The sequence below is a fragment of the Kribbella sp. NBC_00662 genome, assembly GCF_041430295.1.
Classification (GTDB): Bacteria; Actinomycetota; Actinomycetes; order Propionibacteriales; family Kribbellaceae; genus Kribbella.
The window spans coordinates 4,747,949-4,765,601 of the sequence record NZ_CP109029.1 but is presented as its reverse complement, the minus strand read 5'-3'; the positions used below and the strand labels follow the sequence as shown (position 1 = coordinate 4,765,601).

16 protein-coding genes are annotated in these 17,653 nt (G+C 68.6%); 6 read left to right on the top strand and 10 right to left on the bottom strand.

Translation table 11 applies throughout. The features are described 5' to 3' along the window. Positions 1-41: 41 nt before the first annotated feature. Positions 42-821: an isoprenyl transferase gene (locus OHA10_RS23955; RefSeq protein WP_371407984.1), complete on the bottom strand. Its 780-nt coding sequence runs from the start codon at positions 819-821 to the stop codon at positions 42-44. Positions 822-1,013: 192 nt separating this feature from the next. Here OHA10_RS23955 and OHA10_RS23950 point away from each other — a divergent pair, with 192 nt between their 5' ends. The 3 genes from OHA10_RS23950 to OHA10_RS23940 all read left to right on the top strand — a co-directional run bounded on the left by OHA10_RS23950 (position 1,014) and on the right by OHA10_RS23940 (position 3,430). Beyond that, the gene (locus OHA10_RS23950) at positions 1,014-1,631 is read left to right on the top strand and encodes a hypothetical protein (RefSeq protein WP_371401002.1); all 618 of its coding nucleotides are present in this window, start codon (positions 1,014-1,016) and stop codon (positions 1,629-1,631) included. A 443-nt stretch (positions 1,632-2,074) separates the two neighbouring features. Next, entirely contained in the window at positions 2,075-2,608 is a 534-nt protein-coding gene (locus OHA10_RS23945; RefSeq protein WP_371401001.1) for a hypothetical protein, read from the top strand. A 327-nt stretch (positions 2,609-2,935) separates the two neighbouring features. Continuing rightward, positions 2,936-3,430: a hypothetical protein gene (locus tag OHA10_RS23940; RefSeq protein WP_371401000.1), complete on the top strand. Its 495-nt coding sequence runs from the start codon at positions 2,936-2,938 to the stop codon at positions 3,428-3,430. Positions 3,431-4,185: 755 nt separating this feature from the next. On the opposite strand, the gene recO is transcribed toward OHA10_RS23940, so the two are convergent. The 3 genes from recO to OHA10_RS23925 are packed head-to-tail and all read right to left on the bottom strand — an operon-like array spanning position 4,186 to position 6,842. Then, a complete protein-coding gene (gene recO / locus OHA10_RS23935) occupies positions 4,186-4,929 on the bottom strand; it encodes a DNA repair protein RecO (RefSeq protein WP_371400999.1) in 744 nt (247 codons plus the stop codon). 12 nt (positions 4,930-4,941) lie between these two features. After that, on the bottom strand, positions 4,942-5,856 hold the full coding sequence (locus tag OHA10_RS23930; RefSeq protein ID WP_371400998.1) for an SDR family oxidoreductase: 915 nt from the start codon (positions 5,854-5,856) through the stop codon (positions 4,942-4,944). Next, positions 5,853-6,842: an aldo/keto reductase gene (locus OHA10_RS23925; protein WP_371400997.1), complete on the bottom strand. Its 990-nt coding sequence runs from the start codon at positions 6,840-6,842 to the stop codon at positions 5,853-5,855. Before OHA10_RS23925 ends, OHA10_RS23930 begins: the two co-directional genes overlap by 4 nt. Positions 6,843-7,007: 165 nt before the next feature. On the opposite strand from OHA10_RS23925, the gene OHA10_RS23920 reads away from it, so the two are divergent. Genes OHA10_RS23920 through OHA10_RS23910 form a run of 3 tightly spaced genes read left to right on the top strand, consistent with a single transcriptional unit; the run spans position 7,008 to position 11,580 of the window. After that, positions 7,008-10,103: an FtsX-like permease family protein gene (locus tag OHA10_RS23920; RefSeq protein WP_371400996.1), complete on the top strand. Its 3,096-nt coding sequence runs from the start codon at positions 7,008-7,010 to the stop codon at positions 10,101-10,103. Then, on the top strand, positions 10,100-10,936 hold the full coding sequence (locus OHA10_RS23915; RefSeq protein WP_371400995.1) for an ABC transporter ATP-binding protein: 837 nt from the start codon (positions 10,100-10,102) through the stop codon (positions 10,934-10,936). Before OHA10_RS23920 ends, OHA10_RS23915 begins: the two co-directional genes overlap by 4 nt. Continuing rightward, positions 10,933-11,580 carry an ATP-binding cassette domain-containing protein gene (locus tag OHA10_RS23910; RefSeq protein WP_371400994.1) on the top strand — a complete coding sequence of 216 codons (648 nt, stop codon included), beginning with the start codon at positions 10,933-10,935 and terminating at the stop codon, positions 11,578-11,580. Before OHA10_RS23915 ends, OHA10_RS23910 begins: the two co-directional genes overlap by 4 nt. Here the strand turns inward: OHA10_RS23910 and OHA10_RS23905 are convergent. From OHA10_RS23905 to OHA10_RS23880, 6 genes are all read right to left on the bottom strand, one after another. Beyond that, positions 11,558-11,827 carry an SAV_915 family protein gene (locus OHA10_RS23905; RefSeq protein WP_371400993.1) on the bottom strand — a complete coding sequence of 90 codons (270 nt, stop codon included), beginning with the start codon at positions 11,825-11,827 and terminating at the stop codon, positions 11,558-11,560. The genes OHA10_RS23910 and OHA10_RS23905 overlap by 23 nt on opposite strands. A 62-nt stretch (positions 11,828-11,889) precedes the next feature. Further along, the gene (locus OHA10_RS23900; protein WP_371400992.1) at positions 11,890-13,347 is read right to left on the bottom strand and encodes a GNAT family N-acetyltransferase; all 1,458 of its coding nucleotides are present in this window, start codon (positions 13,345-13,347) and stop codon (positions 11,890-11,892) included. Between the two features lie 41 nt (positions 13,348-13,388). After that, positions 13,389-15,251, bottom strand: a complete 1,863-nt coding sequence (locus OHA10_RS23895; RefSeq protein WP_371400991.1) for an ABC transporter substrate-binding protein — start codon at positions 15,249-15,251, stop codon at positions 13,389-13,391. Positions 15,252-15,309: 58 nt separating this feature from the next. Further along, on the bottom strand, positions 15,310-15,519 hold the full coding sequence (locus OHA10_RS23890) for a hypothetical protein (RefSeq protein ID WP_198681903.1): 210 nt from the start codon (positions 15,517-15,519) through the stop codon (positions 15,310-15,312). Next, on the bottom strand, positions 15,519-16,568 hold the full coding sequence (locus tag OHA10_RS23885) for an ABC transporter ATP-binding protein (protein ID WP_371400990.1): 1,050 nt from the start codon (positions 16,566-16,568) through the stop codon (positions 15,519-15,521). The genes OHA10_RS23890 and OHA10_RS23885 overlap by 1 nt, the downstream gene beginning before the upstream one ends. Continuing rightward, a complete protein-coding gene (locus OHA10_RS23880) occupies positions 16,565-17,653 on the bottom strand; it encodes an ABC transporter ATP-binding protein (RefSeq protein WP_371400989.1) in 1,089 nt (362 codons plus the stop codon). The genes OHA10_RS23885 and OHA10_RS23880 overlap by 4 nt, the downstream gene beginning before the upstream one ends.

Here is a 17,653-nt window from a genome sequence, read left to right as displayed (position 1 = left end):
CGACGGTCGGTTCCCGGCGCTTTCTTTTACGGACGCGGGGGTCAGCTCTCGGCGGTGACCTCGTTCGGTACGGCGCCGCCGTACCGGCGGTCGCGTTGGGCGTAGAGCTCGATCGCCCGCCACAGATCGCGGCGGTCGAAGTCCGGCCAGAGCGTGTCCAGGAACACCATCTCGGCGTACGCGAGCTGCCAGACCAGGAAGTTGCTGATCCGCTGCTCGCCCGACGAGCGGACGAACAGGTCCACCTCGGGGATGTCCGGGGCGTAGAGATGCCGGGCGATCGTCTTCTCGGTGATCCGGTCCGGCTTGAGCTTGCCTGCGGCAACTTCTGCCGCGATCGACTTCATCGCGTCGGCGATCTCCGCCTGGCCGCCGTAGTTCACGCAGAACTGCAGGGTGATCGTGTCGTTGTCCTTGGTCCGCTCCTGCGCGTACTCGAGCTCGTCGATGACCGACTTCCACAACCGCGGCCGCCGCCCGGACCACACCACCCGGACCCCCATCGCGTCGAGCTCGTCGCGGCGCCGATGGATCACCTCCCGGTTGAACCCCATCAGGAACCGCACCTCTTCCGGCGACCGCGCCCAGTTCTCCGTCGAGAACGCGTACGCCGAGATGTACTTCACCCCGATCTCGATCCCGCCCTTGATGACGTCGAGCAACGAGGCCTCCCCCGCCTTGTGCCCCTCCGTCCGCGGCAGCCCCCGCTGCTTGGCCCACCGCCCGTTCCCGTCCATCACGATCGCCACATGCCGCGGCACCAATTCCTTCGGCACCCCCGGCGGCCGAGCCCCCGAAGGATGCGGCTCCGGCGCCACCACCACCTTCTTCTCCCCCGAACCCCCCAAAATCCCCCGACCCCGACGACGACCGATAGGCGACATACCCGCATCCTCCCACCCCCTCCCACCCACCCCTGCAACAACCTGCAACCTGTGGATAACCCACCCCACCGAACACCCTCCGTATGCAACCCTTACACCACCAGCAACCCAAGAACGGAGCCCCACCCCATGCCCCGCCGCCTCCTTCCAGCCGCCGTAGCCACGCTCAGCACCCTCTCGCTGCTGACCGCGTGCACCGGCTCCCCCGAAGCCGGCCGGCCCAACACCACCCCCACCTCCCCTTCACCAACTTCCAGCCCAGCCCCCACTCCAAGCGCCCCGTCCACCCCCACGTGGTCCGCTGATGAACAGGCCGCCATCACGGCCGCCACGGCTCAGTACCTCGCTGCGCGTGCGGCGGCAGGAAGGGCACTCCAAAAACCAGAGGGGGTCCGGAGTCCGGTTCTCGAAGCCGCCGGCAACGGCGGAGCGTGGCTCGAATCGATTCTCGAGCGCCTCGATTTCTTCACACGAAACGGGCTCTACCAGACCGGCACGAGCAAGATCAGCTCCACCGCACCGAGCTCGGTCAATCTGAAAGCCGAACAGCCGACCGTCGTACTCAAGAGCTGTATCGACGGAACAGGGGTCCAGATGCGATACCGATCAACTGGAAAACCTGTCCCGGTTGCGAGCACCGTCGGCGGCGGCAAGCACGGCATCAGCGCACGGCTCGTCTACTCTGCCAATGCGGCCGGCAAGAAGATGTGGTTCTTGATCGAAGAGAAAGCGGCCGGGGCATGCTGAAGGCCCTCAAATCGGTCGCCCTCACTATCGTTGCCGGGGTTGCTGTCGCGTCCCTCGTAGCAGGCACCGCATTCGCCCTTCCAACCCCGCCGGATGGTTATCGGTGGATCCAAGACCCGGATACCGGCGAATACACCTTGGTGCTCATCGCGAATCTCCCGGGCGAGACAACGACGGTGGACAAGGGCAAGGATCCGCAATCACCCAAGAAACCGGTGTGTCAGTTCAACGGCGCCGCCCAAGCCTGTACGTCGTCGCTCGGCAACTGGTCCAACAGTCACCAGTGCTACTTGCGCCGGGAAGCTCCCCAGCCTCCGTTCAGCGACCCTCGCTGGCAAGGACACACCGACGGAAGCCTCTGGGCCTGCGTTCGCGAGCAGGGGTACGACGAGGGCAAGCACCTCGTGACCGAGTGGGTATGGCTCCCCGGGGAGCCGGACACCGTGGTCATCGATCCCGTGACGTTGGCGTATCGAGCGATCGCCACGATGAATCTCGCACCTCCGTTGCTGAAGACGGCTCCCGACACAGATCAAATCGGCTTGGTGAACATGCCTGTGTGGATGTGGGTGACGAAGACTGAGAACACCTGGGGCCCGATCGTCCGGAGTGCGAGTGTTCCGGGGTTGTCGGTCACGGCGACGGCGCAGGTCAAGGCGATCAACTGGTCGATGGGCGATGGAACGACGATTCGCTGCGACGGCCCGGGCACGCCGTACGACGAGTCGATGGGCATCAAGGACTCGCCCGATTGTGGCCACCGATACGCCAAGACCTCAAAGAAGCTCCCGACCTGCAAGTACTCGTTGACAGCCACCGCGCAATGGGAGATCACCTGGCAGAGCAATCTGGGTGATACCGGGGAGATATCCACGACCCAAGAAGCAGCTACGCAGTTGCGTATCGGGGAAGCTGTGCCGGTGCTGGTTGATCCGGACGGTGGCGACGCGGTTGCGCCTACCAAGGCTGGTTGCTGACCCAACGTACGACTGCAGAGGGCAACGATCCCTCGTGTAACTGTTGGGGCCTACGACGGAGACCGGTCCCGTGCCCTGCCCGGCCGCAACTCGGCGCAGTAGCTTGCCGTCCGCGTGCTGTCGCTCTGCGGACGGCCGGCAGCCCAGCATGCCACGGCCGCGACTATGCGTGTCGAGAAGACCTCGCTGGTTCGAGTCGCGCGCTGGCTGTGAGAGTGCGGCATGTTGTCTTCTCGTCGACGAGATGACGATGGCCCTCTGGTCTATTGCTTCGCTGGCTGTGGATAAGTGCCGCGGGGGTGCGTCGAGGCGTAATAGGTTTTGGGTATGACGACTTGGGCCTCTGTTGATGAGATTCGGGTGGACCTGGTGGGGGTGCTTGGGCGGTTTCGGGGTGGGGGGTGGGCGTTCAGTTTTGGGGATGGGGGGCCTGAGGCGGTGATGTTGACGTATGACGAGTTTGAGGATCTGGGTGGGGAAGGGAAGTTCGCGGTTGGGGACGAGGTGGTTGAGCCGGGGGTGCTTGCGGAGGAGTTGCCTCGGTTGATGGGGGCGGTGCGGGCGGGGAGTGGGGCGCCGGTGGTGTGGGGGGAGGACGGAGAGCCGGAGGCGGTGGTGATGTCGGCGGCGCAGTACCGGGAGTTGCGGGGGGATGATCAGCCGCCGGCCGGTGTGGTGGACGACCCGACGGTGCGGAGGTACGCCACCGAACCGCTGCCGGACAGCCGGCCGCTGGATCTGGATGAGTGGGCGGCTCGGATGGGGCCGGAGACGCAGGAGTTGCTGGAGGAGTTGCGCCGTGAGGACCGCGAGGGATCGTGAGCTCCGGGGTCGGGTACCAGTTGGTGGCTGGGCCCGATTTCGATCTCGACTATCGCCGGATCGATCTCGCGGCGAGCAGAGATCGTTTCGGTCCTGCGACCGCCCTCCGACGGCAGGTCCTGCGGACAATGCTGGACCTCGCGAGCGGCAAGTCCAACGGTCATCATGCATTGACCTACTCGCCCGGGAACGGTGACCTGCGCGACTGCGTGACGGTGTACATCCGGTCGGATCCGCAACGGTCGGCCGACTATCGCCTGGTGTTCCGGGAGATGCCAAGTGCGACGCCCGGCGGGTTGCCCCGGCGGGAGCTGCTCGCGATCAAACCTCGGCGTGGGCCGAACAACATCTACGCGCACGTCTGTGCTCGCCTCCGCCGCCATCCGACTGACCGGCAGCCTGGCCTCGACCGGTTCGACAACTGGCTGGATTCGAGTGGCGGAGGAGCGACCCGGCAGGCGGAACTGGACGCGAAGCGCGCCATCGCTCATGCGTGGGACGGGCAGCAGCCGTTGCGGTCCTCGCGGCCCATCATCGTCGGAGCGCCGTTACGGCCACCCACAGAGTCGGCTCGCGATCGGGTCCCGCAGCAGAGCGACCCTACGAGGTCAGGGCCGACCGGGCATCCAACTGCAGGGCCTTCGGTACCGCTGGACGCCCGACCACGACACTCACGGCCGGGACCGACCGGGTGGCCAGGCCCCGGTAAGCAACGCTGAGCGACGGTTGACCGGCGGGGCTGGAGTCGCCTGCGGTTAGGAGGCTCCTGAGGTTAGGTCTAGGTGGGGGAGGGAGCGGAGTTGGTTTTCTTGGTGGTAGGTGAAGAAGGCGGCTATCAGGCCGGTGGATTCTCGGCGGGTTCGGGGGTCGGCTTTGAGGGCGGTGGGCCAGTCGCCGGTTAGGAGGGCGCCGAGGTGGGTGACGGTGGCGGGGCTGGGCATGGCTGAGGCTGGGGGGCGGCAGGTGGTGCAGACCATGCCGCCGGAGGCGGGGTTGAAGGCTCGGTGGGGGCCTGGTTCGCCGCAGCGGGCGCAGTCGTCGAAAGAGGGGGCGTAGCCGGAGATCGACAGGGAGCGGAGGAGGAAGGAGTCGAGGACCAGGCCGGGCTCGCGTTCGCCGGTGGACAGGACGCGGAGGGCGCCGGCGAGCAGGAGGTGCTGCTGGGTAGCGGGTTCCTTCTCCTCGACGACGAGGCGGTCGGCGGTCTCGAGCAGGACGGTGCCGGTCGTGTACCGGGCGTAGTCGCCGACGATGCCCTCGCCGTACGCCGCGATCGACTCGGCCTGCGTGACCACGTCGAGTGTCCGGCCGGTCGCGAGTTGCAGGTCGACGTGGCTGAACGGCTCGAGCCGGGCGCCGAAGCGGGACGACGTACGGCGGACTCCCTTGGCGACCGCGCGGACCTTGCCGTTGGCGCGGGTCAGGAGCGTGGCGATCCGGTCCGCTTCACCCAGCTTCTGGGTGCGCAGCACGATCGCCTGATCCCGGTAGAGCGGCACCGCACCAGTCTCTCACCGAGCGCGGACATACTCCTCCAGGCCGGTCGGCTCGACGCCGGTGATGTCGCGTACGGCGGTCGACACCTGGCTGAGTTCGCCGCTGGCGATGGCGGCGTACGACGTCACCCAGCCGGCGACCTCCCAGGCGGGAGCGCCGTACGACTCGCGGGACCGGAAGGCCTCGTCGAGGGTCTCCGGCTCGTACCGGATCTTGCGGCCCCAGGCGTCGGTCAGGACCGCGGCTGCCTCGGCGAGCGTGAACGCGCGGGGCCCGGTGAGGTCGTAGGTCGCGCCGGAGTGGTCGGAGGCGATCCGAGTCCGGCCGTCCGAGGCACCTGGGGCGCCCACGGCGGTCGGAGTGGACGGAGTCGATGAGGCGACCGGGATGGACGAGTTGGTCGAGAGGAGCACCGTGGCTGCGACGGCGGCGACATCGTCGCGGGAGACGGCCGCGACCCGGCCGTCGCCGGCGGGACCGCGGATCACCCCGTCCTCCCCCACGCCGCCGGACACGAAGTCGAGGTACAGGTTGTCCCGCAGGAACGTGAAGTCGACACCCGTCGAGCGGATGTGCTCCTCCGTGTGCCAGTGATCCCGCGCAAACGTGAACGTCGCCCCCGGCGACGCCCCGACGAACGACGTGTAGACGATCCGCTGCACCCCGGCCGCCACCGCCGCGTCGACGGTTGCCTTGTGCAACGCCACCCGATCCGCCGACTCGGTTGCGCTCAGCAACATCAGTACGTCGACCCCGTCGAGCGCGTTCAGCAGCGCCGCATGCTCCCCGTACGCCGCCTGCACGACCGACGCACCAGGCACCGAAGGAGCCCGGCCCGGATCCCGCACGATCAACCGCAGCGGTACGCCGGCCAACCGCGCCACGATCCGGGAACCGAGCTGTCCGGTCGACCCGGTGACACCGATCACTTGCCCACCAGGCCCATCCCGCTGTCGGTGTACCGCTGCCCCGCCACCGCATCCGCCGGGAACGTCGCCTCCAAAGCGGCCAGCTCGTCGGCAGAAAGCGTGACGTCCAGCGCACCCAGGTTCTCGGCCAGGTACGTCCGCCGCTTCGTCCCCGGGATCGGCACCACATCATTGCCCTGCGCAAGCAACCACGCCAGCGCCAGCTGCCCCGGTGTAACACCCTTCTCCAAAGCCAAAGCCTGCACCTGCGCGACCAGGTCGAGGTTCCGCTGGAAGTTCTCACCCTGGAACCGCGGCAGCCCGCGCCGCATGTCGTCCTCGGGGAAGTCCGCCTCCGACTTGATCTGCCCGGTCAGGAACCCGCGCCCGAGCGGGCTGAACGGCACGAACCCGACCCCCAGCTCCCGCAGTGTCGGCAGGACGACGGTCTCCGGGTCGCGCGTCCACAGCGACCATTCACTCTGTACGGCGGTGATCGGATGTACTGCGTGCGCCGCCCGGACCGTGTCGCCGTTCACCTCGGACAGCCCGATGTACCGCACCTTCCCTGCCTCCACCATCGAAGCCATCGCGCCGACGGTCTCCTCGATCGGCACCTGCGGGTCGCGCCGGTGCAAGTACCACAGATCGACATGGTCGACACCGAGCCGCCGCAGCGAAGCGTCCAGGGCCTCACGCGCATAGGAAGGCGAGCCGTCGACGACGCTCGGCAGCGCCGAGCTCGAAGCGGGCCGCTTGAAACCGAACTTGGTCGCGAGCACGACCTCGTCGCGGCGCCCGGCCAGCGCGCGGCCGACGAGCTCCTCGTTCTCGCCGTCGCCGTACACGTCGGCGGTGTCGAGGAAGGTGCAGCCCGCGTCGATCGCCGCGTGCAGCGTCGCGATCGACTCGGCGTCGTCGGCCCGGACGCCGTACGACTGGGACATCCCCATGCAGCCGAGGCCGAGGGCGGAAACGGTCAGGTCACCGAGCTGGGATTCACGCATGCCCCGAACCTACCGCCGCGTCGCACGAACCGGGGCACAGGGCAGCACGAGGTGAGACATGTTCCTGCCTAGACAACATTAATGTGACATTTTGCCGCCGCGAAGCACAAAGACCGCAACATTCCATATCTTCGGCTGGCACGAGCGGCAGCTGAAGGGGTGGACATGTTCCTGGGACGGGCGCTGCGGTATCGCTGGGCACAGGCCCTGGTACTGACCGGCATCAGCCTGCTGATCGGCGCCTGCGCCGTCTTCGGGCCGTGGTTCGCCCGCGCCGTCGAGCAGACCGTGATGACCGAGACCCTGTCCGGCCAGCGCCTGCCCGCGTCCTGGCTGCTCGCCTCACCGGGTCCGCAGGTCGGGGTCACCACCCGCCCGGAGGACCTCGACAAGCTCCTCCCCAGTGATCTCAAGCCGCTGTTCACCCCGCCCCTGCACGGCATCTACAACGACGTCAGCTGGAGCATCCCGGCCACCGCGGGCGATCCGTCGCCCGGCGCCCGCGTGCGCTGGCGGGACGGGTACTGCGCCCAGCTCGACGTCACCGAGGGCCGCTGCCCGCAGGCGGCGAACGAGGTGATCGCCTCCACGGTCGACAAGACCACCTGGGAGTTCCGCCTCGGCACCACCCTGGCCGCGACGCCGAGCGATGTCGGCAAGGGCGGCGGCCGGCTCACCATCGTCGGCTTCTACCAGCCCAAGGAGGCGCGCGGCGATTTCTGGTACGGCGACTATCCGACCGGCCACTCGCACAAGCCGGCGGACAAGGACCCGGGCGCCGCCAACGAGCTCTTCACCGAGAGTTCGACCTTCGCCGGGAACAAGTGGACCCAGCGGGTCACGTCGGACTTCCGGCCGATCCCCGGCGTGGCCCGGCTCGGCGACCTCGATCGCCTGAAAGACGCGACCGAGACCGTGAACGGCAACGCCCGCGAGATCGGCGTACCCGCGCAGAACACGTCCTCGCTGGCCACTCTCGTCGACCAGATCCAGGCGGAGCGGAAGCAGGCGACCACGATCATCCCGCTGGTGATGGTGCAGGTCGCGCTGTTCGCGGTCGTCGTACTGGCGCTCGCACTGGCGGCCGTGGTCGACCAGCGGCGACCCGAGATCGCTCTGTCCCGTCTGCGTGGCTCGTCCGCGCGCCGGACCCAGCGCACGCTGTGCATCGAACTCGGCCTGCCCGTACTCATCGGCACCCTCCTCGGCGGCCTCGCGGGCTTCGCGCTGCTGCTGGTCGTCCGCGCGACCTGGCTCCGGCACGGCGCACCGGTCGAACTGCCCTGGACGGTCCCGGCCGCGCTCGCGATCGCCGCCGTACTCGCACTGGTCGTCGTCGTGCTCCAGGTCCGGGGCACCGTCCGGCAGTCGATCTCCAACCTGCTCCGGCGCGTCCTCCCGCTGCGGCGCGGTCGGACCATCGGCGTCGCCGACCTGTGCGTCATCGTCTTCGCAGTGGCTGGGCTGATCGCGGCGCTGACCGGGGACGGGCGCGGTCCGTTGCCGGTCCTCACGCCCGCCCTGCTCGGGCTCGCGGCCGGGCTCATCTTCGCGCACCTACTACTCCCGACCGCCGGGCTGATCAGCCGCCGGGCACTCCGCCGAGGGCGGCTCGGCCTCGCGCTCGGCGCACTGCAGATCTCGCGTCGTCCCGCCGTCACCCGGATCGTCGCGGCCGTCGCGGTCGCCGCCGCGCTCCTCACCTTCGCCGGCCAGGCCTCGTCGATCGCCGCCGCCAACCGCGAGACCCGCTCCGGCTACGAAACCGGCGCCGAGGGCGTACTGCGGATGAACGCCCTCTATCTGGGCGAGTTCATGCAGACGGTCAACCAGATCGACCCGGACCGGCATTGGCTGACCCCGGTCGTGATCTCTCGGCCGGGCTCCCCCGACACGCTGCAGACCGAGATGATCGAGCCGGACAGCTTCCGCCGGGTCGCGTTCCAGGGTGAACAGCTCACCGACGCGCAGGGCTGGCAGAAGCTGCAGGCACCGAGTGACCTCACGCCGCTCACGTTCCGCAGTTCACAGCTGACGGCAACTGTCGCGGTGAACGGGATCAAGCCACTGATCAGCCGCGCCGCCAACGGCGACGAGATCGACGGCGGTACGCCGAAGTCCGTCGTACTGCGGGCGAACGTGGTCAGCCACCGCGACGGGTCCCGCTTCCTGGTCACGTTCCCGCCGATCCGGTTCCCGTCGGCCAAGCCGGTCGTGCTGCGGGCCGACGTCGACTGCCTCGGCGGCTGCGACCTGCTGCGTCTCGGCATCGGCCGCGAGGCGCTCGACCCGGCCGGCGTCCAAGGCAACGTTGTGATCAGCAACATCTCCAGCGACGACCACCCGACGATTGCCCTGGGCAAGTCGGACGACTGGCAGACCGTCCCGCAGCTCGGCTCCGACCAGAGCTCGATCGCGGCCGAGCCGGGCGGTGCGCTGACCATCGCGATGAAGAGCTTCGGCGCTGACATGTTCCTGCAGTACGCAACGGTACCGCCCGTCGTGCCCGCGCTGGTCACCCCGGAGTACCACTGGGTCGACAACGCGACCACCAGCCCGGCGGCCGACGGCAGCCCGATGACCCTCGCCCGGATCGACCGGCTCCGCGGACCCGTCAACCGGTACGGCGATCGCACCGCCGTCGTCGATCTCGAGACGGTACGGCGGCTCGGCGGCGTCGTCGACGAGGGCGGCACGGACTTCGAGCTCTGGCTGAACAAGGACGGGCTGGCGAACGTCGACGCGATCACCGACAAGCTCGTCAAGGCCGGGTACAACGCCGACCTGATCGACCGCCGCGACGACCGGATCGCGGCGTACGGGCGTTCGGCGAGCGCGCTCGCGCTGCAGCTGACCCCGGTGGTCGGCATCGCGGCGTGGGTGCTGGCGATCGTCGTACTGCTGCTGACCGTCGTCACGTCGTGGCGGTCGCGGGCGCAGGACTACGCGAGCCTGAAGATCACCGGCGTACCGGCGAGTGCGACCGGGCGGGCCGCCCGCTGGGAGCAGACCGGTCCGGTCGCGCTGGCCGTCCTGCTCGGGACGGTCTGCGGACTGGTCGGCGCACACGTCGCGCTGCCGCTGATACCCCTGTTCGCAACGAGCGGCGGACCGGTGCCGCTCGACCTCGGCATCAGCTGGCCGGTCGCACTGATCCTCTGGGCCGGAGGTACGGCGATCCTCGCGGCCACGACGCTGTTCCTCGGCAGCGGCGTCAACAGACGCTCCACCTACAACCGCATCCGGGAGGAGCTGACGTGAGCGGCCTGGCGATCAGTACGACGGGACTCGTGCACATCTACCGTGCTCACGGCCATGACGTCGCCGCCCTTTCCGGTATCGGGATCACCGTCCGGCCCGGTGAGCTGGTCGGACTGCTCGGACCCTCCGGCGCCGGGAAGTCGACGCTGCTCCAGCTGTGCGGCGGTCTGCTCACGCCCAGCGCGGGCCGGCTGCAGGTCGGCGAGCACAACGTCGCCACGATGACGGACGCCGAGCTGGACCGGATGCGGTCCGGTGACGTCGGCATCGTGCTGCAAGGTGCCGGACGCAACCTCATCCCGTACCTGACCCCGGCCGACAACATCCGCTACGCCCAACAGGCCGCACCCGATGACCGCGACCTGCCGACCCCGCAGACCATTCTCGAACTCGTTGGCCTGGGCAACCATGCGGCGACACCCCTGTCCCAGTTGACACCCGGGCAGGTCCAGCTGTGTGCCGTTGCCGTCGGCATCGCCACCCTGCCCGGCCTGCTCCTGGCCGACGAGCCGACCAGTCAGCTCGACCACCACGCCCGCGACGAGGTTCTCGCAGCGCTCCGCACCATCAACACCGAAACCGGGATGACCGTCCTGCTCGTCACCCACGACCCGGAGGTCGCCGCGACGCTCCCCCGCACGATCACCATCCGCGACGGCCGGATCGCGTCCGAGGGCCGGTCGGGCGAGGAGTACGCCGTGGTCGCGGTGGACGGATCGTTGCCGCTGCCACCGCATGTGGCCGAGCTGTTGCCGGCCGGGACCCTCGTCCAGGTGACGACGGACGACGGCATCATCCGGCTCACCCCGGTGGAACAGGAGGGGAACCAGTGATCAACGTCAGGCAGGTGACGGTGCGGTACGGCGAGCTGACCGCGGTGTCCGACGTGTCGTTCACCGTTCCGCCCGGCTTCGTGCTCGCGGTCAGCGGACCCTCCGGCGCCGGCAAGAGCTCGTTGCTGTGGGCAATTGCCGGTGCAGTGCCGGTGGCGAAGGGGCAGGTCGAGATCGACGGGTTGCTGATCAAGGACCGGCCGACCGCGGCCCGGCACGGCGTCGTCCTGATTCCGCAGGGCAACGGGCTCGCGCGGGTGCTGACGGCCCGCGAGAACCTCTCGATCCCCTTGCTGGCCGAGCGAAAGCCGAGTGACGAGGTCGAGCGGACGATCGAGCTGGCGCTCGCGGGTGTCGGGCTCGAGGAGAGCGGCGACCACCTGGTCGAGGAGCTGTCCGGTGGCGAGCAGCAGCGGGTCGCGGTCGCTCGCGGGATCGCCCAGCAGGGCCGGGTGATCCTCGCGGACGAGTCGACCAGCGAGCTCGACAGCACCAACCGCGAACGCGTCCTCGACCTGCTGCACGAGGAAGCCCGCCGCGGCGCGGCAGTCGTGATCGCCACCCACGACCCCAACGTCGCCGACAGCGCCGACGGCCACGCCGTGATGGACGAGGGCCACCTCAGCTGGCTACGGCGCCTCTGACCGGTACGGCGACCATCGTCGGGTCGAGCTGGATCCTCGAGATCCCGATCGGCGTCAGCATGTCGTGCAGGGCCTCTTCGGAGAGGCGCATGAACTCCTGGACGCCCGCTGCCGCGCGGAGCCGGTCCAGCGTGGTGAAGGCGATGCCGACGCGGAGTCCGTCGGGCAGTCGTCCGGTCTGCAAGGTGGCGATGTCGCCGGCGGATCGGACGGGGACGAACCAATCAACGGTATGTCGAGTGCTCACACTTCAACGCTAACGGCCTGATTTCCCCGGTCGCCTTTTCTTGCAGAGTTCGAACGGGTTTCTCACAGGCCGAGCTGCGTGGGCACCACTGGCGGGCCGTTCCTCAGCAACCGGTCGACCAGGGCAGGCAGGTCGCGCGGCGCGAAGCGGCCGTCGTGGGCAGCCAACTCCGACAGCGTCCACCACTTCATGCCGTGTACGTTCTCGGCGCGGAGCTCGGCCGCGGTCATCGTGCCGGCCGGATCGAATGCCGCCGTACGGATCAGGAAGTAGTCGTTGAGGACGCCGTCGTAGCCAGTTGCGTGGCCTTCGGCAACGACTTCCTGGTGCCAGAGGTGCGGTGGGTCGGGGAAGTCGCTCAGCCCGACTTCCTCCACGAGTTCACGGCGGAGCCCTTCGATCAAGGTCTCGCCGGCCTCGACGCCACCGCCGGGTGTCGCCCACACCGGGCCGCTGGAGAACTCGAAGCGGACCAGCAGGATGCGGTCGTCCGGGTCGACGATCACGGCCCGGGCCGCCGGACGCAGCCGGGGAAGGCGGAGTTCGAGTTCGCGATGTTGCTCGACCGCGCGGAAGCCGAAGCGGGCGTTGACCTTGCGCATCGGGGCGTTCGACAGCGCGGTCCAGGTGTGCAGGAAGCGCTGCGTCGTCCGGTGTTTCGCCAGCTGTTCGAGATTCGCCAGCTTCAGGTGGGTGCCGAGGTGGTGGCCGCGATGCTCCCGCAGTACGAGCGTGTCGTCCTGCTGGGCGTGTTCGGCGTCGGCCCGCGGCAGGTACAGCAACGTGTACCCGGCCGGCTCGCCCGCGTCCGTGTGCGCCATCGTCACCAGCGCGAGGTAGTTGCGGTCGATCCGCGCCTCGCTGGCCTCGAGCTTCTCGACCGTCCACGGCACGAGCTCGCGGGTCATGCCACCGGTCGGCACGTCAAGATCCATCGCGGTGTGCAGATCGGCGTACGCCTGCTGGTGTTCCGGCGGGCACACCCCCGCCCACGAGGTCAGCTGGTACCCGTTCGGCCGGCCCGCCGACTCGCGCAGCTCGTCCAGCCGCAGGTCGTCGTAGGGAAGCGGTACGACGAGGTGCTCCTCGACGTGCTCGACCTCGAAGCCGAGCCGCTCCGCGAACGCGGCCCCCGGCCACGGCTCGCACGGTACGCCGAGCTCGGTCTGGACGATGGTCCGCCCGAGCTGCGCCGACCGCGTGACCGCCCACTGCCACAGCGCCGTACCGATCCCGCGCCGCCGGTGCTCCGCGGGTACGTCGATCTCGACCTCGACCGTGTCGAGGTTGTCGGTCAGGCGGTACTCGAACAGCATCCCGCCGAGCACCCGGTCGTCCTCGAACGCGCCGACGGCGATCCGCTGCTTCAGCGGGCTGGGGTTGCGCAGCGAGTAGCCGAGCGTCTCCCGGCCGACCATCAGCGCGGCCTCCCGGCCGGCGACCGCGCCGGCCCGGAAGGCGTCGTACCACTCGTCGAACAAGGCCAGGTCGGCCGGGTCGATCTCGCGAACCAAGATCACCCGGCCGACCCAATCAGACAAACAGGTCAAAAGGCCAGAGGTTAAACCGGCGCGACCTTGCCCTGGTACATGTACATGATCACGAAGTTGTCCGCGTACGGCGCGTTCTTCAGGATCGGGTCGTCGTCGGCCGGGAACTTCGCCACCCGGGTGCCCTCGAGCGCGGGGTTGTTACCGTAGCGCTCCCAGAGCGGGATGATCGGCAGCAGTTCGTTGAAGGCCATCGCCGCGGCGGTGACGTTCTTCTTCTGCTCGTCGAGGTTCAGGCCCTGTGCGGACTTGTCCACCACGGACTGCAGGTCGATCGGACCGGCCGAGGTGGTCTGCTTCAGCGGGAAGTTCATGCCCTTGCCGCCCGTGTTCGCTGCGATCACGTAGTTGAATGTGTACAGGTCCTGGACGAACGAGAAGTACGGGTGCGGGTGGCTCGACGCACCCCAGCTCTGGATGGCGATGTCGAACTTGCCGGCCAGTACGTCGGGGTTCAGCTGGGTGAAGGTGATACCCCGCTTGGTGATGTTGAACCCGAACTTGTTCAGCTGGTCGGCCGCGTTGGTGGCGGCCGGGTTCCAGTCGGCGAACTCGGTCGGGAACTTGATGTCGTAGGCCGCCGGCTTGCCGTTCGGCAGCGTCCACTTTCCGCCGGTCTTCTTCCACCCGGCCGACTGCAGCAGCTGGGTGGCCTTGGCCTCGTCCTTCTCGTACGCCTGCAGCTTCTTCTGGTCGGCGTCGGAGACCCAGTCCGGCACGAGGATGTCGGAGAAGCCGGCCATGAACTTGCAGGGCTTGCCCGAGTCGCCGAGCGCGACGGTGCCGTTCTCCTGGCGGTCGAGCACGTAGGCGATCGCCTGCCGTACCTTCGGGTCGGACAGCTCCGGGTGCGCGGTGAAGTTGAACACCAGCGCCGGGCCGGAGTACACCGGCGGCCGCAGGATCCGGAAGCCGCTGCCTTCCAGCGTCTTCTCGGTCGCGACCGCGAAGCCGTGGGTCGCGTAGTCGACGTCCTTGTTCAGGACGACGGGGGTGATGTCGGAGGTCTCACCGTTGTACAGGAGAACCTTGCTGAAGCCGATCTTGTCGGCGAACAGGCCCTTGTCGTTCTTGACCAGGTTCATCTGCGCGTTGGTCATGTTCTTCGCGTCGAAGTTGAACGGACCGGACACGACCGGGTTCTCCGGACGGAACTTCTGGAAGTCGCCGTTGAGCTGCTTGCCCTCGGCGCTGTCCAGGCTGGTCTTGGCCTTGCGCATCGTCTCGGCCTTGGTGGCCCACTCGCCGTACACCGAGTCCGGCAGGATCGGGGCGCGGAGGATGTAGCGCTCGAGCACGGTGGACGGCGTACCGATGGTGAACACGGCGGTGGTGTCGTCCTTCGCCGTGACGTCGGACAAGAAGGTCCACGGTGGCTGGCGCATCAGCCACTGCAGGTTGAACGTCGACACGACGTCCTTCGCCGTTACCGGCTTGCCGTCGCTCCAGGTCAGCCCGGACCGGAGCTTCATCGTGTAGGTCTTGTTCGCCTCGTCCAGCGTGCCGGACTCGGCCATCATCCATTCCCACTTCTTGTCGGCCCAGTAGTACAGGCCGCCGCTGGGGTAGACGAGGTCGAGGTACGGGCTCGACTGCTGGATGCCGTCGGTGACGCCGGCGGCCAGGTTGAAGTGACCCTTCGGCGGCAGCTGGTACGGGTACGCGCCGTGGAACTCCTTGTTCGCCGACTTGCTGCTGTCGCCGCTGCTGCTGTTCGGGGAGCTCGGCGAGCAGGCCTCCAGCGACCCGATGCCGGCCACGCCGACACCGGCGATGCCGAACAGCTGGAGCACATGCCGGCGCGAGATCGCGTTCGTCCGGGGGCTCGGCCCCGGAGAGTTGGTGCCGGAATCGTTGGTGCCGGTGGGACTCATTCCTTCGTCCTTTCTGATCTGGCGCACGACTGTGTGCGTCAGCCACTACTGGTTTGAGTTACTGCGAACCGCCCTCGCGTTTTTCCCGCCGCCGGGTCCACACGACCCCGACGACAACGATCAGGCCCAGTAGCAGGCCCAAACACAAGGTGAACAGGGTGACGACGAACTCCGGAGTACCGGGCGACAGCGTCAGCAACAACGCCCCGCTGGCCAGTACCAGGAACGCCGCCCAGCCGAGCGCCGCCCGGCCGATCTGCGGTGACATCAGGCCACCGGCTCATCGGGCCGGACCTCCCCGGCGCCGTCGCGGGCCACCACGTGGCAGGCCGCGGACTGACCGGACCGGATCTCGACCAGCTGCGGAACCTCGCCGTCGCACAGCCCGTCCTCGAACATCGGGCAGCGCGGGTGGAACGAGCAGCCGCTCGGGAGGTGGGCCAGACTCGGGATCTCCAGGCTGCGCAGGGATTCCCGGCCCTTGGTCTTGGTCAGGTCCGGATCCGGCTCGGGGATCGCGTCGATCAGCGCCCGGGTGTACGGATGCGTCGGCGCGTTGATGATCTTCGGCGTCGGACCGAACTCGACGATCCGGCCGAGGTACATCACCGCGGTCTTGCCGTGCCAGCCGAAGTACTTCGCGATCGCGAGGTCGTGGGTGATGAACAGGAACCCGACGCCGAGGTCGTCGCGCAGCCGGCCGAGCATCGCCAGCACGCTGATCCGGATCGACACGTCGAGCATCGAGGTCGACTCGTCCGCGATGATCAGCTTCGGGTCCAGGGTCAGCGCCCGCGCGACCGAGACTCGCTGGCGCTGACCGCCGGACAGCTGGTGCGGGTACTTCGGCAGGTAGTTCTCCGGCGGGGTCAGGTCGACCTTGCGGAGCAGCTCGGCGGCCTTGTCGGCGGCCGCTTTGTTGCCCTTGACAACACCGTGCTTGAGCAACGGCGCGGTGATCGTCTGCTGGATCGTCCGGGTCGGGTTCAGCGACGCGTACGGGTCCTGGTGGACGTACTGCACACTGCGCCGGAAGGCGCCGAAGTCGTGCCGGTTCATCGACCAGATGTCGTTGCCGTCGAACTGGACCTGGCCGTCGGTCGGCCGGGCCAGACCGGCCGCCATCCGGGCGGCGGTGGTCTTGCCCGAGCCGCTCTCACCGACCAGGCAGAGCACCTCGCCGGGGTTGACCGACAGATCGATGTTGTCGACCGCGCGGATCGGCCCCGCCTTGGTGTCGAACACCTGGCTGACGCCGCTCAGCGTCATCAGCGGCGTACGGGTTGCGGTCTCCGGGGTCTGCTCCAGCGCGCTCATGATGCGGTCCCGATGTCTTGGACGGGCGCCTCGCGATCGAGGTGCACGTCCTTCCAGTGGATGCAGGCGACGTCGTGCGCACTGCCCGCCTGGTCGGTCACCGGGACCAGGTCCGGTTCGGCTTGTCTGCACTCGTCCGTGGCGAACTTGCACCGCGGGTTGAAGGTGCAGCCCGGCGGCAGTGCGGCCAGGCTCGGCGGACCGCCCGGGATCGACTCCAGGTCGGGCAGGTCGCCGACGATCGGCGGGACGGCCTTGATCAGGCCGAGCGTGTACGGGTGCCGCGGGCGGTAGAACAGATCGCGGACGCCGCCGGTCTCGACCAGGCGTCCGGCGTACATGGTCGCGACCCGGTCGGCGAGCTCGGCGGCCAGCGACAGGTCGTGCGAGATGAAGATCATCGAGAAGCCGAGCCGCTCACGCACTTCGTGCAGTACGTCGACGATCGACCGCTGGGTGAGGATGTCGAGCGCGGTGGTCGGCTCGTCCAGGATCAGGACCTCGGGCTCGAGCAGCAGGCTCATCGCGATCAGCACGCGCTGCCGCATGCCGCCGGACAGCTCGTGCGGGTAGCAGTCCATCACCCGCTCCGGCTCCAGCCGCACCAGCCGGAGCAGCTCACCGGCCCGGTCCTCGATCTCCTGCCGGGTCGCCTTGGTGTGCGCGCGCATCGTGTCGTGCATGTGCGCGCGGATCTTCAGCACCGGGTTGAACGCGTTCATCGCGCCCTGGAAGACCATCGCCGCGTCCCGCCAGCGGAACTGGCGCAGATCGCGACCGTCCAGGCCGAGAACGTCGATCTCGGTGCCGTCGCCGCGGTTGAAGATCACCTTGCCGCTGGCGTGGCCGAGCCGCGGCAGCAGCCGGAGCAGCCCGAGTCCGAACGTCGTCTTGCCGCAGCCGCTCTCCCCCACCAGCGCCAGGCTCTCGCCCGGGTAGAGGTCGAGGTCGACGCCGCGCACCGCTTGCACCGTGGCGCCCGAGCCGGTCCGGTACTCGACCTTGAAGTCGCGGATCGACAGCAGTGGCTTGCCTTCGCCGCCGCGCACCGCGCGGGCGGCTCCCGAGGTCGTCGTGGTCACCAT

Bases quoted from the DNA above. Each gene is read 5' to 3' on its own strand.
- OHA10_RS23950 (WP_371401002.1), top strand. From the start codon at position 1,014: ATGCCCCGCCGCCTCCTTCCAGCCGCCGTAGCCACGCTCAGCACCCTC.
- OHA10_RS23940 (WP_371401000.1), top strand. From the start codon at position 2,936: ATGACGACTTGGGCCTCTGTTGATGAGATTCGGGTGGACCTGGTGGGG.
- OHA10_RS23925 (WP_371400997.1), bottom strand. From the start codon at position 6,842: ATGCGTGAATCCCAGCTCGGTGACCTGACCGTTTCCGCCCTCGGCCTC.
- OHA10_RS23920 (WP_371400996.1), top strand. From the start codon at position 7,008: ATGTTCCTGGGACGGGCGCTGCGGTATCGCTGGGCACAGGCCCTGGTA.
- OHA10_RS23895 (WP_371400991.1), bottom strand. From the start codon at position 15,251: ATGAGTCCCACCGGCACCAACGATTCCGGCACCAACTCTCCGGGGCCG.
- OHA10_RS23890 (WP_198681903.1), bottom strand. From the start codon at position 15,519: ATGTCACCGCAGATCGGCCGGGCGGCGCTCGGCTGGGCGGCGTTCCTG.
- OHA10_RS23885 (WP_371400990.1), bottom strand. From the start codon at position 16,568: ATGAGCGCGCTGGAGCAGACCCCGGAGACCGCAACCCGTACGCCGCTG.
- OHA10_RS23880 (WP_371400989.1), bottom strand. From the start codon at position 17,653: ATGGTGACCACGACGACCTCGGGAGCCGCCCGCGCGGTGCGCGGCGGC.